This is a genomic window from Bradyrhizobium sp. SZCCHNR1053, from assembly GCF_032381235.1.
Taxonomy (GTDB): Bacteria; Pseudomonadota; Alphaproteobacteria; order Rhizobiales; family Xanthobacteraceae; genus Bradyrhizobium.
Window position 1 is genome coordinate 138,115 of the sequence record NZ_JAUHJM010000013.1, and the last position, 13,406, is coordinate 151,520.

Annotated in this window: 14 protein-coding genes; 7 read left to right on the plus strand and 7 right to left on the minus strand. The window is 66.8% G+C overall.

Annotated features, from left to right (window positions below; all coding sequences use genetic code 11):
- Positions 1 to 43: 43 nt before the first annotated feature.
- The 4 genes from QX051_RS25160 (at position 44) to QX051_RS25175 (ending at position 3,269) form a co-directional block, all read left to right on the plus strand.
- Positions 44 to 493, plus strand: coding sequence for a hypothetical protein (locus QX051_RS25160; protein WP_315777970.1), 450 nt, complete (start codon positions 44 to 46; stop codon positions 491 to 493).
- Between the two features lie 255 nt (positions 494 to 748).
- A complete protein-coding gene (locus QX051_RS25165; protein WP_315777971.1) occupies positions 749 to 1,243 on the plus strand; it encodes a hypothetical protein in 495 nt (164 codons plus the stop codon).
- Positions 1,244 to 1,281: 38 nt separating this feature from the next.
- Positions 1,282 to 1,956 carry a class I SAM-dependent methyltransferase gene (locus tag QX051_RS25170; protein ID WP_315777972.1) on the plus strand — a complete coding sequence of 225 codons (675 nt, stop codon included), beginning with the start codon at positions 1,282 to 1,284 and terminating at the stop codon, positions 1,954 to 1,956.
- Positions 1,956 to 3,269, plus strand: coding sequence for a cytochrome P450 (locus QX051_RS25175; RefSeq protein WP_315777973.1), 1,314 nt, complete (start codon positions 1,956 to 1,958; stop codon positions 3,267 to 3,269). The genes QX051_RS25170 and QX051_RS25175 overlap by 1 nt, the downstream gene beginning before the upstream one ends.
- 12 nt (positions 3,270 to 3,281) lie before the next feature.
- Here QX051_RS25175 and QX051_RS25180 read toward each other — a convergent pair whose 3' ends face one another.
- On the minus strand, positions 3,282 to 3,728 hold the full coding sequence (locus QX051_RS25180; protein WP_315754706.1) for a nucleoside deaminase: 447 nt from the start codon (positions 3,726 to 3,728) through the stop codon (positions 3,282 to 3,284).
- Positions 3,729 to 3,861: 133 nt separating this feature from the next.
- Here QX051_RS25180 and QX051_RS25185 point away from each other — a divergent pair, with 133 nt between their 5' ends.
- Together QX051_RS25185 and rsmD are read left to right on the plus strand one after the other, a co-directional pair.
- On the plus strand, positions 3,862 to 5,973 hold the full coding sequence (locus QX051_RS25185; protein WP_315777974.1) for a pseudouridine synthase: 2,112 nt from the start codon (positions 3,862 to 3,864) through the stop codon (positions 5,971 to 5,973).
- A gap of 9 nt (positions 5,974 to 5,982) precedes the next feature.
- Positions 5,983 to 6,537 carry a 16S rRNA (guanine(966)-N(2))-methyltransferase RsmD gene (gene rsmD, locus QX051_RS25190; protein ID WP_315777975.1) on the plus strand — a complete coding sequence of 185 codons (555 nt, stop codon included), beginning with the start codon at positions 5,983 to 5,985 and terminating at the stop codon, positions 6,535 to 6,537.
- A gap of 212 nt (positions 6,538 to 6,749) precedes the next feature.
- On the opposite strand, the gene mutL is transcribed toward rsmD, so the two are convergent.
- Positions 6,750 to 8,594 (minus strand): DNA mismatch repair endonuclease MutL, encoded by a 1,845-nt coding sequence (gene mutL, locus QX051_RS25195; protein ID WP_315777976.1) that lies wholly within the window; start codon positions 8,592 to 8,594, stop codon positions 6,750 to 6,752.
- 174 nt (positions 8,595 to 8,768) lie between these two features.
- Here mutL and QX051_RS25200 point away from each other — a divergent pair, with 174 nt between their 5' ends.
- On the plus strand, positions 8,769 to 9,080 hold the full coding sequence (locus tag QX051_RS25200) for a ribbon-helix-helix domain-containing protein (RefSeq protein WP_315754714.1): 312 nt from the start codon (positions 8,769 to 8,771) through the stop codon (positions 9,078 to 9,080).
- A 194-nt stretch (positions 9,081 to 9,274) separates the two neighbouring features.
- On the opposite strand, the gene QX051_RS25205 is transcribed toward QX051_RS25200, so the two are convergent.
- From QX051_RS25205 to arfB, 5 genes are all read right to left on the minus strand, one after another.
- On the minus strand, positions 9,275 to 10,843 hold the full coding sequence (locus QX051_RS25205; protein ID WP_315777977.1) for a GMC family oxidoreductase: 1,569 nt from the start codon (positions 10,841 to 10,843) through the stop codon (positions 9,275 to 9,277).
- A gap of 41 nt (positions 10,844 to 10,884) precedes the next feature.
- Positions 10,885 to 11,433, minus strand: a complete 549-nt coding sequence (locus QX051_RS25210) for a gluconate 2-dehydrogenase subunit 3 family protein (RefSeq protein WP_315777978.1) — start codon at positions 11,431 to 11,433, stop codon at positions 10,885 to 10,887.
- A gap of 48 nt (positions 11,434 to 11,481) precedes the next feature.
- The gene (locus QX051_RS25215; RefSeq protein ID WP_315777979.1) at positions 11,482 to 11,877 is read right to left on the minus strand and encodes a VOC family protein; all 396 of its coding nucleotides are present in this window, start codon (positions 11,875 to 11,877) and stop codon (positions 11,482 to 11,484) included.
- Position 11,878: 1 nt separating this feature from the next.
- On the minus strand, positions 11,879 to 12,196 hold the full coding sequence (locus tag QX051_RS25220) for a c-type cytochrome (protein WP_315778007.1): 318 nt from the start codon (positions 12,194 to 12,196) through the stop codon (positions 11,879 to 11,881).
- Positions 12,197 to 12,417: 221 nt separating this feature from the next.
- Positions 12,418 to 12,837 carry an alternative ribosome rescue aminoacyl-tRNA hydrolase ArfB gene (gene arfB / locus QX051_RS25225; RefSeq protein WP_315777980.1) on the minus strand — a complete coding sequence of 140 codons (420 nt, stop codon included), beginning with the start codon at positions 12,835 to 12,837 and terminating at the stop codon, positions 12,418 to 12,420.
- Between the last annotated feature and the right edge of the window lie 569 nt (positions 12,838 to 13,406).

The following is a 13,406-nucleotide window of genomic DNA, read 5'->3' on the forward strand; positions in this document are numbered from 1 at the left end:
AATGGGGGTAATGATTAAAGACAGTACTACCCTTGATATTATCGTGCAGCTCAACAAACGGTTCGATGCTGATGCTTTGCCCGAAATGGTTGAGCTACAACGGGAGTTCGGGGTCTTCTCGCTGAAGCATGGTCTACAGCAGTCCTTTGCTTTGCTCGGAATCGTGCCTGCCGATTGGTCCGAGCGGCGGCGCTGGTATAAGTTTCTCGAGTTTCTGAAGACGTATCCATCGGACATCGCCAGCGTGAACGGCCATGATCGTGTGATCCAGGCATTCAAGGATGATCTGGAGTGCGAAAAGCCGCTGCCGGTCTCGATCGTCTGTCACTCTGCGGCAGAGGATCCCCGTGTCGCCGTGTCCGAAGGACGTCCGATCGTTTTCTCTCTCGACAAGCACGTCATCATCTCAATCCCGACGACGCCCGGTCGTGAGGCACGCAAGCAGGCCGCTGAGACCGTCCGGGCAAGGCGGGTCGAAAAACGCAAGAAGTGAGGAGACCGCGGGCTTCGTCTTCGGACACGAGGCTTTTTGCTCGCCCCCTCTGCTCTGACGACGATATCCATCGGGCCGTGCGGTCCCGAGCGATCACCGATCCCGTTCGGCGCTGATGTGCGCGTGCGAGGCTGAGCGCTGCCTTGCGCCGGTCAGCTTCGTCATCCCCGTCGGCGGCAGATCGTCCTTGATGGTACGCGGAAAAGAAGGCATCATGACACCGGTTCATTTTGTGCTGAGGGGAGGATATTCGTCATGGGGATGATGATGAAGGACAGCACGACGCTCGACGTCATCGTGCAGTTCAACAAGCGTTTCGAGACCGATGCGGTGCCCGAGATGGCCGCGTTGCAGCGCGAATTCAGGATTTTTTCCGCTGAGCACGGTCTGCAGCGCTCTTTCACTCTGCTCGGTATCGTGCCGGGCGATTTGAACGAGCGTCGTCGTTGGTACAAGTTCCTGGACCATCTCAAGACCTATCCTTCCGATCGCGACGGGATGAACGGTCACGACCGGGTGGTCGAGGCATTCAAGGACGATCTGGAATCGGATGCGCCGTTGCCGATCTCGCTCGTCTGCCATTCCGCCGCGGAGGATCCGCGCGTCATGGTCTCTCGCGGAAGGCCCGTCGTGTTCTCATCAGAGGTGCATGTCATCGTGTCTATCCCGACCACGCCCGGCCGCGTCATGCGGCAGCAGATTGCCAAGACGGTTCGGGAGCGGCGGCCGCGAGAGCTCAGCATGCAGTGAGCGCCGGATCTGCTACGCGCATGGGGCCGGACGTTCCGATGCTCGGTTCGATCCAGGCCGACGTCGATGCTTACTACACCAACTGCGTCGCGCGTCATGGCGCGACGCCACGCGGTGTTGACTGGTCGTGCGAGGCGACGCAGAGCCTGCGCTTCGTGCAGCTTATGAAGCTGTGCGATGCGACTGCAGCGTTCAGCCTCAATGACATCGGCTGTGGTTACGGCGCGCTGGTGCCGTTTCTGGCGGCACGCTTTCCGTCATGCGAGATCGATTATCTCGGTATCGACTTCTCGCATGCCATGATCCGCCGGGCACGGCGGCGCTTTGCTGGACCATTGCGACGATTCTCCGTCGCTCTCGATAGCCCGCGTGTCGCCGACTATTCAGTCGCCTCGGGTATCATGAACGTCAATGTCGGCTATTCGCGCGACGCCTGGGAAGGCTACATCAAGGCCATGTTGCAGCGCATGTTCGCGACCAGCCGGCGCGGCTTTGCCGTCAATTTCATGCGAGCTGCCGCGGACGAGGAGCAGGAAGGCGATCCTGCCAAGGCGCGCCTGTATCGCACGACGCCGGACGTTTGGGCCACCCACTGCGAGCAGGAGTTTGCGGCGGCCGTCGAGGTCATCGGCAACTACGGCATGAAGGAGTTCACGCTCCTGGTGCGCCGCTTGCCTCATGCCGCGCCGTCGCAAGCGGGGCCCTCGCACTGATGTCGGCTGTTCCGTCGCTATCCTCGCAGACAGATCGCCGCAGCGCCGCCATCGAGCGCGCTGTGGACGTGCTGATCTCCTCGCGAGGTCACGCTGATCCAACGCGGCTGGAACGCGCCTGCGCGCTGCTGCGCCAGCGCGCGCCGCTGCATTGGGTCGAACGCCCCGGCGTGCGTCCGTTCTGGGCTGTCACGCGCTACGCCGACATCGTTTCGATCGAGACACGGAGCAATGAGTTTGCCGCGGGCCCGCGCACTTATCTTGCCAGCGAGACCGCCGAGGCCGTGCTGCAGCGTGTCACCGGCAAGCCGCAACTCGTGCGCGGCCTGACCGAGATGGATCCGCCGGATCATGGCGTTTATCGCGGCATCATCCAGGGCGCCTTCGCGCCGCCGGCCTTGCGCGCGATGGAAACCTGGCTGGCACAATGGGCAGCCGAGATCGTCGACCGGGTTGCTGCGCACGGGGACGCATGCGATTTCGCTGTTGACGTGGCGCTGCCCTTCACCTTCCGGGTGATCGGCCGCATGCTGGGCACGCCGGAGGCCGACGATGCCCGGCTTGCGTGGCTGGCCCAGGCCTTCGTGGGCGCCGAGGATCCGAAGCGCCGTCTGGCCGAGTCGCCGGGCGATACGATGCGGATGGCCATGCTGGCGCTGCGCGATTATTTCGAAGCCGTCGTGGCCGATCGGCGCGCCCGGCCGCGCGACGATCTCGCCAGCCTGATTGCGCATGCCGCGCCGCATGGCGCGGCGATGCCGCATTACGAGCTGATCTCCTACTTCATCCTGCTGGTCACGGCGGGCCACGATACGACGGCGCTCGCATTGGCCGGCGGCCTGGCGGCGCTGCTTGCAGCGCCCGAGCAGATGGCGCGGCTGCGGGCCGAGCCCGAGCTGCTCGATCCGGCGATCGAGGAAATGCTGCGCTGGACCTCGCCGGTGCGGCACTTCATGCGCACCGCGGTCCGCGACACCGAGGTCGCGGGGCAACGCATTCGCGAAGGCGATGCGCTGGCCTTGTTCTTCCATTCCGCCAACCGCGACGAGGCCGTGTTCGAAGATGCCGGCGCGTTCCGGATCGATCGCAGTCCGAACCCGCACATCGCCTTCGGCCGTGGCCCGCACATCTGCATGGGATTGCAGTTGGCGCGGATGCAGATGCGGGTGCTATTTGCGGAGCTGCTGCGCCGGACCGAGCGGATCGAACTGGCCGGGCGGGTGCGCCGGGTGCGGTCGCCCTTCATGAGCGGCGTCTCCAGCCTCCCTGTTCGCATGAGCTTTCGCGCGCTGCGCAAGGAGGCGGCTGCATAGGCTGACCGAGCCTCATCGCCGCGCCTTGAAGAACTCCTTGAGCATCTGCGCCGCCTGTTGCTCGCCCACGGCCGAATAGACCTCCGGCGCGTGATGGCAGGTCGGCGCAGTGAAGAAGCGCACGCCCGACTCGACCGCGCCGCCCTTCGGATCGGCGGCCCCGTAATACAGCCGTCGGATGCGCGCGAAGGAGATCGCGCCGGCGCACATCGTGCACGGCTCGAGCGTGACGTAGAGGTCGCACTCGACCAGCCGCTCGCTGCCGACGACCTGGGCCGCCTGCCGCAGTGCCAGGATCTCGGCATGCGCGGTCGGGTCGCGGTCGGTCAAAGTGCGGTTGGCGGCGGTGGCGATCACCGCGTTGTTCCGCACCACGACGCAGCCGATCGGCACCTCGCCGGAAAGTGCGGCCGATTCGGCCGCTTTCAGCGCCAAATCCATGAAAGAAGGGCCGTTCATGGCTCGTCACGCCCGCCCAAGTCTGCTACTGGATCGCCCTTCAGCACAACCGGACCCCGATTTCCTGCGTGACATGCGCTGCTTCAGAAGCGCGCGGTTCACGCCTCGTCCTGCACCTCGAAGTGAGACCTTCATGCCCCGCACCACCGACAAAGACAACGATTCCCGCGGCCGCCGCGGCGGCGCCCCGCGGGGGCGGTCCGAGGGCGGCAAGGGACGCTCGGGCGCCGCACGCGGGCCGGAGAAGAAGTTCGCCAAGCGCGGCTTCGGCGACAAGGAAGCGGGTGGCCGGGGCAAGCGCGCCTTCGACGAGGGCCGCGCGCCGCGCCGCCGCGACGAGGGCGATGCGCCGCGCAAATCCTTTGGCGACAAGCCACGGTTCAACCGCGATGAGCGGCCGCGTGGCGATCGGCCCTATGCCGCGCGCCCGGCGCGGGACGGCGATGGCGAGAAGCGCGCCTTCAAGCCGCGGGGTGACCGGCCCAAATTCGATCGGGACGAGCGGGGCGGCGAGAAGCGTCCCTATACGCCGCGCACTGGTCGCGACGAGGCTCGTCCTGCCGGGCGATCGTCCGAGCGCAAGTTCGGCGAGCGCAAACCCTACGCTGCGCGCGAGCGTGACGGTGACAAGCGGCCCTATACGCCGCGCGGCGAAGGCGCCCGCGATCGCAGCGACCGGCCTCGGGCGGAGCGCAGCTTTGGCGACCGTCCGCCGCGCAGCGGCGATCGGCCGGAGCGCAAGTTCGGCGGCGAAAGGAAGTTTTCCCGCGGTGCTGATGGCGATCGTGGCGAACGCAAGTTCGGGGCCGGACCGCGTGGTCCGCGCAAGGAGTTTGGCGATCGTCCGGCCCGTGGCGAGAGCAAGCCGTGGCAGAAGCGCGGCGCGGAGGGAGATCGTTCGGAGCGCAGTGCGCGTCCGCCGCGAGAAGGCGGGCGCAGCTTTGACCGGCCGCGCACCGAGCGCAGCCGTGAGGATCGTCCCAAGTTCGACAAGCCGAAGTTCGACAGGCCGAAATTCGATCGTCCGCGTGATCGCGGCGACGACCGCGGCTTCGACAAGCCGCGTCGCCGTCCTGAGGGCCGCACCGATTGGCAGGAGCATCCGCGCAGCGAGCGCCGCGGCGGCGAAGGCTTCTCCGAGCGGCCGCGCCGCGACAACGAGGACGACAGCAAGGTCTTCGCCAAGCGCCCGGCGTTTGGCGGCCGCGGCGCCTATCGCGAGCGCAAGCCGGAGACGGACAAGCGCAGCCCCCGCGTCGCGGCCGAGCCGGCCGCGCCGAAGAAGGCGGGCGAGCGCATCGCCAAGGTGCTGGCGCGCGCAGGGCTGGCCTCGCGGCGCGATGCCGAGGAGATGGTCACGCAGGGCCGCGTGACGGTGAATGGCCGCATCATCAACTCGCCGGCGCTCGACGTCACCGAGAACGACGTGATCCAGGTCGACGGCGCGCCGCTGCCGGAGCGCGAGCGCACGCGGCTGTTTCTGTATCACAAGCCGCGCGGGCTGATGACGACGCACAGCGACCCGGAGGGGCGACCGACGGTATTCGACAATCTGCCCGAGGGCCTGCCGCGGCTGATCTCGATCGGCCGGCTCGACTTCAACACCGAGGGCCTGCTGCTGCTCACGAATGACGGCGGGCTGGCGCGCGTGCTCGAATTGCCGGACACCGGCTGGACGCGGCGTTATCGCGTTCGCGCCCATGGCGAGATCACGCAGGCGCAGCTCGATCAGCTCGCCGCAGGCGTCGAGGTCGACGGCGTCAAATACGGACCGATCGAAGCCACGCTCGAACGCGACCAGGGTGCGAACGTCTGGCTCGTGGTTGCGATCCGCGAGGGCAAGAACCGCGAGGTGCGCAACGTGCTCGCTCATCTCGGCCTCGAGGTGAACCGCCTGATCCGCGTCTCCTACGGCCCATTCCAGCTTTTGGAGCTGCCCGAGGGCGAGGTGCAGGAGGTCAAGACGCGAGTTCTGCGCGAGCAGCTCGGCGAGAAGGTCATCGCGCAATCGGGCGCCGATCTCGGTCCAGCCGGCAAGGGCAATCGCGAGCCGTTGCCGGATCCGAAGCCCAAGCCGAAGCGCGAGGTGGTCGCCGATCGCAAGGGCCGCCGCGTGCTGGTCCAGCGTACCGGCAGCGACGAGGCGCGCGAGCGCCACGAGGCCGAGGCGCGCTTTTCTGGCCCGCCACGGCGGCCGAAGCGCGGCTATCACGGCAAGCGCGATATCACGCCGCAGGACGAGTAGGGCGTTGCGATGCGTGTCGTCGGTGGACGGCTGAGAGGCCGCAACATCGCTTCGCCTGCGTCGCGCGAGATTCGGCCGACGCAGGATCGGCTGCGCGAGGCGCTGTTCAACATCCTCGTCCACGCCTACGACGATCCGATCGCCGGCGCGCGCGTGCTCGACCTGTTTGCCGGCACCGGCGCGCTCGGCATCGAGGCTGTCTCGCGCGGTGCGGCGTTCACGCTGTTCGTCGACAACGGCGCCGAGGCAAGGGCGCTGCTGCGCAACAATGTCGAGGCGCTCGGCCTCGGCGGTGTCACCAAGGTCTACCGCCGCGATGCCACCGATCTCGGTCCTGCGCATCCGGTCGAGCCGTTCTCGCTGGTGTTCCTCGACCCGCCCTATGGCAAGGGCCTGGCGGAGAAGGCGCTGGCCGCGTTGCGCGACGGCGGCTGGCTGGTGCCATCGGCGCTTCTGGTCGTCGAGGAGTCCAAGGCCGCCGCGTTCAAGGTGCCCGAAGGCTTCACCGAGCTCGAACGCCGCGCCTATGACGACACCGAGTTCGTATTTTTGCGCAGCGCGTGATCCTTGCTCACTGTCGCCCCTGCGAACGCAGGGGCTCATAACCACAGGATCGGGTTGGGACGCGCGACGCTCGCGACGGCGTACTCGCACGCCACTTCTGCTGCGGCGTATGGGTCCCGGGTCGGCGCCGCCGGACAACGCTGCGCGTTGCCGGTGGCTTGCCCGGGACGACAGCCAGTTTGTCGCTCTCGTCGTGCTCCAATTCGTGGCCGCTATCTCCTCCCGAACAGCTTCTCGACGTCGGCGAGCTTGAGCTCGACGTAGGTCGGGCGGCCGTGGTTGCATTGGCCGGAGTTGGGCGTGTCCTCCATCTCGCGGAGCAGCGCGTTCATTTCCTCCGGCTTGAGGCGGCGGCCGGCGCGGACGGAGCCGTGGCAGGCCATGGTGGCGGCGACGTGCATCAGGCGGCGTTCGAGCGGCAGCGCCTCGCCCCATTCCTCCATATGCTCGGCGAGATCGCGCAGCAGCGCGGATGCATTGATCTTGCCGAGCAGCGACGGTGTCTCGCGCACGGCAACGGCGCCGGGGCCGAAGGATTCAATCGCGAGCCCGAATGAGGCGAGCTCATCGGAGCGCGCGAGCAGCGCCTCGACGGTCGCCTCATCCAGCTCGACGATGTCGGGGATCAGCAGGATCTGCCGCTGCACGCCATGCGCGGCGAGCGAGGCCTTCAATCGCTCATAGACGATGCGCTCATGCGCGGCGTGCTGGTCGACGATGACGAGGCCGTCGCGGGTCTGCGCCACGATGTAGGTGTCGTGGATCTGCGTACGCGCGGCGCCGAGCGGGCGGTCGAGCAGGTCGGGCGCGGCCGGCTGCTCATGCAGCCGGAGATCGGCGCGCGGCGTGCCGACGTCGAATGCGGACTGCGTCGACTCGGCGAGACCAAATGATGTGGCAGCGGGCGAGGGCGCGGCTGATGGGAACGAGCCGCCGAAGTGCGGCATCACGGGCGCCGACGGCGAGCGTTGCCAATCCCAATTGGCAGGCCGCGGCTGCGGCGCGAACGCCGGGCGGAACGCGGCGATGGTCGCGCCACCGTCATTGGCTGCGGTGCGGCGGCCCTCGCGGGCGAGGCCTTCCTTCAGCGCGTGAATGATCAGCGCGCGCACGAGGCCGGCATTGCGGAAGCGCACCTCGGTCTTGGCCGGATGGACGTTGGCGTCAACCTCGCGCGGGTCGAGCGTCACGAACAGCGCCACCACGGGATGGCGGTCGCGCGGCAGATAGTCGGCATAGGCTGCGCGCACCGCGCCGAGGATCAGCTTGTCGCGTACCGGCCGGCCGTTGACGAACAGATACTGTCCGAGCGCATTGGCCCGCGTCAGCGCCGGCGCCGCGGCGAAGCCTTCGATCATCACATGATCGCGCTCACTGCGCACGGCGATCGCATGGCTACGGAAGTCGGCGCCGAGAATGTCGCCAAGCCGCGTCAGCTGGCCCGGCGCGCCGGGCAGCGCGGCCGCCCAGGTCACCGGCGCGCGCTCCTCGCCGGCCAGCGTAAACGCAATATCGGGCCGCGCCATCGCCAGCCGCCGCACCACCTCGCGGATCGCCTCGGCCTCGGTGCGGTCGGTCTTGAGGAACTTCAGCCGGGCCGGCGTGGCGTGGAACAGATCGGCGACCTCGACGCGGGTGCCCCGGTTGAGCGCGGCCGGCACGATCGGAGACTTGTCGCCGCAGTCGACCGCGAGCGCCCAGGCATGCGGCTCGCTCTTGTGCCGCGTCGTGATCGACAGCCGTGCCACCGAGCCGATCGAGGGCAGCGCCTCGCCGCGGAACCCGAGGGTGCGGATCTGCAGCAGGTCCTCGTCGTCGAGCTTCGAGGTCGCGTGGCGCTCGACCGCGAGCGCAAGATCGGCCGCCGTCATACCGCCACCGTCGTCGGTGATCGCGATCTTTCGCCGGCCGCCGCCATCGGTGAAGATGTCGATGCGGCTCGCGCCGGCATCGATCGCATTCTCGACCAGCTCCTTGACCACGCTCGCCGGCCGCTCGACCACCTCGCCGGCGGCGATGCGGTTGACGATCTGTTCGGGAAGCTGGCGGACGGGCATGGTGCGGCTCGGAACGTTGATGCGACGCCGCTGTCGCGGCGCCACTTGTGTTGCCGGGAGAATAGCGTTTTTCACGCAGTGCGGCAGACGAATGCGGCGTTCTCCAACGGGATTGTGAGGCGGGCGGGGCCAGTATATCGTTTCGCAAAAATAACGATCAGCCGGAGGAAGCCCATGTGCCATCTGTTCGCACACCAGCCTCAGCGCGACTATGCATCGCAGACCCGCTCGTTGCGGATCGGCGGCCATAGCACCTCGATCCGGCTCGAAATGGCGTTCTGGGACACGCTCGAGGAGATCGCCGCCAAGGAGGGCATGAGCCTCGCCAAGTTCGTGACCACGCTGTACGCCGAGGTGCTCGATCATCACGGCGAGGTGAAGAATTTTGCGTCGCTGTTGAGGTGCTCCTGTCTGATCTACCGGGCCAAGGCGACCGCGGCGCTGCCGGATTTTCCCGCGGCCGCGATCATGGACGCGGCGGAGTAGCCAAAAATCCGCTGCCTCGTCGCCCTCCCCCGCTTGCGGGGGAGGGCGGGGTGGGGGGCGCCGCAACGGCAGTCTTTCCGGAGCGTTCCCCCACCCGGATCGCATCTCCGATGTGATCCGACCTCCCCCGCAAGCGGGGGAGGCGCTGACCGAGTGTGGAGCGCCAAGCGTGCCCCATCGCACGACCTTGTCCCTCAGATCTCCTTCTTCTGCATCGCTCCCGCAATGTAGTCGGCCTGCCGGATCGCCAGCGCGACGATCGTCAGCGTGGGATTGCACGCCGCGCCCGTGGTGAACTGGCTGCCGTCGGAGACGAACAGGTTCTTGATGTCGTGCGTCTGGCCGAACTTGTTGACGACGCCGTCCTTGGCCTTCTCGCTCATCCGGTTGGTGCCGAGATTGTGCGTCGAGGGGTAGGGCGTGGTCGGATAGGTCACGGTGGCGCCGACCGCCTCGTAGATCGCCGAGCCCTGCTTGTAGGCGTGGGCGCGCATCGCGACGTCGTTGGGATGATCGTCGAAATGCACCGACGCCACCGGCATGCCGAACTTGTCCTTCGCCACGGGATCGAGCGTGATGCGGTTGGTCTCCTGCGGCATGTCCTCGCCGACCAGCCACATGCCGGCCATGCGCGGATAGGTCTCCATCGCCGCCGTGAAGCTGCGGCCCCAGGCGCCGGGATTGAGGAACGCCGCCATGAACGGCAGGCCGAGCGACAAGGTCTCCATCTCGTAGCCGCCGACGAAGCCGCGCTTCGGATTGAACGCCGCCTCGTCGCGGACGATGCCGGCCATCGTGGTGCCGCGATACATGTGCACCGGGTTCTCGAACGTCGCATAGACGCTGCCGGTCATGTGCCGCATGTAGTTGCGCCCGACCTGGCCGGAGGAGTTGGCAAGGCCGTCCGGGAACATGTTCGAGGCGCTGTTGAGCAGCAGCCGCGGGCTCTCGATCGAGTTGCCGGCGACGGCGACGATACGGGCCTTCTGCAGCTGCATCTTGCCCTGGCTGTCGGCATAGACCACGCCGGTTACCTTGCCCGAGGCGTCATGCTCGACCTTGATCGCCATGCTGCCCGGCCGCACCTCGAGATTGCCGGTGGCCTCGCCCTTCGGGATCTCGGTGTACAAGGTCGACCATTTCGCACCGGACTTGCAGCCCTGGAAGCAGAAGCCGATCTGCTGGCAGGCGCCGCGGCCGTCGCGCGGCTGCGAGTTGATCGCCATGTTGCCGGTGTGCACGGTCTTGTAGCCGAGCTTCCGGGCGCCGGCCTCGAGCACCTTGAAATTGTTGTTGCCGGGCAGGCCGGGAATGTCGTTGGTGCGGGTCACGCCCATCTTGAACTCGGCCTTGGCGTACCACGGCTCCATCTCGGCCAAGGTCACCGGCCAGTCCAGCAGGCTCGTGCCGGGCACGCCGCCATAGGTGGTGCGCGCCTTGAACTCGTGCTCGTCGAAGCGCAGCGAGGCGCCGGCCCAGTGCACGGTGGAGCCGCCGACCGCCTTCACGATCCAGGCCGGCAGATTGGCGAAGTCCTTTGCCACCCGCCAGGTGCCGGACGTGGTGCGCATGTCGGTCCAGGCGAGCTGGGTGAAACTCTCCCATTCGTCGTTGATGAAGTCGGGAATCTCGTAGCGATTGCCGGCTTCGAGAATGACGACCTTGATGCCCTTCTGTGCGAGCTCGTTGCCGAGCGTGCCGCCGCCGGCGCCCGAGCCGATGATGACGACGACGCTCGAATCGTTCTGATCGAATCTTGCCATGGTGGTTTCCTCCGTGTTTCTTGTCTTGGTGCTGGCCGGCGTCAGGCTTTCGGCAGCCAGTCGATGTCGGAGAAGCCACGGTTGATGTAGCCGCCATGCTCGGCGGAGGAGCCCTCGTAGCCGAACTTCGGCCAGAGCTCTTTCTGATTGTAGAGCGAGACCACGAGGTCGCCGCGGATGGTCTTGAAGAACGTCGTCTGCTCGATCCCTTGCAGCAGTGCGACGCGGTCGACCTCCCACGGCACCTGCGCATACGGCACCTTGTGGCGGTCGCGCGCATCCTGGTCGAGCCGGGCGATGCCGTCATTGATCATCGCCTTCACGGCGGCATCCTCGGCGGCCTTGCCGTCCCACGGCTTGACCGCTGTGATGTAGTAGCGGTCGGCGAGGAAGTCGTGCGGGTAGATGTCGCGCGCGACCTTCACCAGCGTCTTCAGGGTCGCCGGCGTCAGCGCCTTGGCGTCCTCGGCCCAGGCGTCGGTGACGCCGAGGCCGGTCGCGGAGGCGACGGCCGCGGCCGGCACGGTCGAGGCCGCGCCCTTGAGAAAGACGCGGCGGTCGTATTTGTTGCGGCGATCGACTTCTCTCATGGGTATCCTCCGTGTGATTTTGTTGATGTATGGTCGTAGTTCAGCGGCTCAGCCGAAGCGGCCGCCGCGCTGGATCACCTCGATCTTGTAGCCGTCGGGATCGGTGACGAAGAAGAAGCGCGCGAGCGTCGCACCATTGTGCTTGAAATCGCGCAACGGGCCTGGCGCCAGGTTCTCGCGCTCGAAGCGGGCATGCTCGGCATCGAGATCGTCGACCACGACGGCGAGATGGCCGTAGCCGTCGCCGAGCGTGTAGGGCTCCTTGCGGTCGAAGTTGACGGTCAGCTCGACCTCGAACGGCGACAACGGGTGACGCAGATAGATCAGCGCAAAGCCGTCGAAGCGCAGATTGTCGGCGATCTCCAGTCCGAAGGCGCGCTTGTAGAAGTCGAGCGCCCTGGCCTCGTCGAACACGCGGATCATGGAATGAACGGGCTGTGCCATCTCAATTGTCCTTCAAATAGGTGATGATCGCGGCGCGCAATTCGGGCTTGGCCTGGCGATAGGCCATCACGGCGCCGGGGATCAGCTCTTGCGGATTGGTCAGCCAGGCGTCGAGCTTGGCTTCGTCCCAACTGAAGTCGGCCCTGGCGAAGCCGGCCGAATAGCGGAAGCCGTCGATCGATCCGGCGCGGCGGCCGACGATCTTCGATAGCGGCGGTCCCTGTCGCATCGGTTCGCCGCTGCTCAGCGTATGGCAGACGCCGCATTGCTGCTTGAACAGGGTGGCGCCGTCGGCCGGCTTGGGTGCGGGCAGCGGCATCTGCGCGAGCGCGGCGGCCGCGCCCAGCATCGCGCCGCAACATCCAAGTCCAACGCGAAGAAAAGCAGTTTGCGCTGCACGCTGTCCCGACATCGATCCTCTCTCATCATTTTTGATGAGACTAGGTCGCAGTGAAAGCACCGTGGTAGTAGCGGGCTGTTTCAGCAGGAACAAAGCGTGCGCAGGACGCGTCCGCCCGCAGGATGTGTCAGCGTTGCGGACTAATCGTCGAAGCGACGCCCGCCGCGTCCCGCCTTGACGTCGCTGCGGATCTTCTTGCCTTCGAGCCGGCGCTGCTTGGAGCCGAACGTCGGCTTGGTCGGGCGCCGCACCTTCGGCCTGATCATCGCCTCCTTCAACAGCGCCAGCAGGCGGTCGATCGCGTCGGCCTTGTTGCGCTCCTGAGTCCGAAAGCGCTCGGCCTGGATCACGATGACGCCGTTCTTGGTCATGCGCTGGCCGGCCAGCCGCGCCAGCCGTGCCGCGGCATCCTCGGGCAGCGTGATCCGGGTCGTGTCGAAGCGCAGCTGCGCCGAGGTCGACAGCTTGTTGACGTTCTGGCCGCCGGGCCCGGAGGCGCGGACGAACGAGATCTCGATGTCGTTCTCGTCGATGGCAAGGTCGCGGGAGATCCGCAGCATGGGGCACCAGGTGGAATCGAGGCTTTCGCGCACCATAGCGGGTTTAGGGCCGGTGCGCGCGGGTTCGCATCAACGGCATCGTTGGCCCGGGACCGTCATCACAATCTCCACTGTCATCCCGGCGAACGCCGGGATCCATAACCCCAGGGAGAAGTTTGAGGCAGGCTGGTCGTTGACACCTCCCGCATCACGTCGGCCGCGGAGTGTGGGTCCCGGATCGGCGCAGCGCCGCGCTGGCGCGCGTCATGGCTTGTCCGGGACGACAGCGGTGGGGGCGAGACTTCACGGCTCAAACAGCGAAGAGCAGGTCAGGGACATGTCATCGCATTCTCGCGGCGCGTTGCGCCCGAGGTCTGCGATCAGTTCGTCCCTCTTGAAAGTGCAGAGGGCGCGGGGAATGCCGGGCGCTGGCCGCACCCATGGCCCGCCTGCGAAAAAAATGCAGGCGGCAGGTACCACAGGTTCAGCCGAGACATCCCGGCATTCCCCGCGCGGTGGTCTTCACGCTTATACGCAGTCTCCCTGGTGCGCCGGGCTTGTTGGCCACCATGATCCACGCGGCGCGTTAG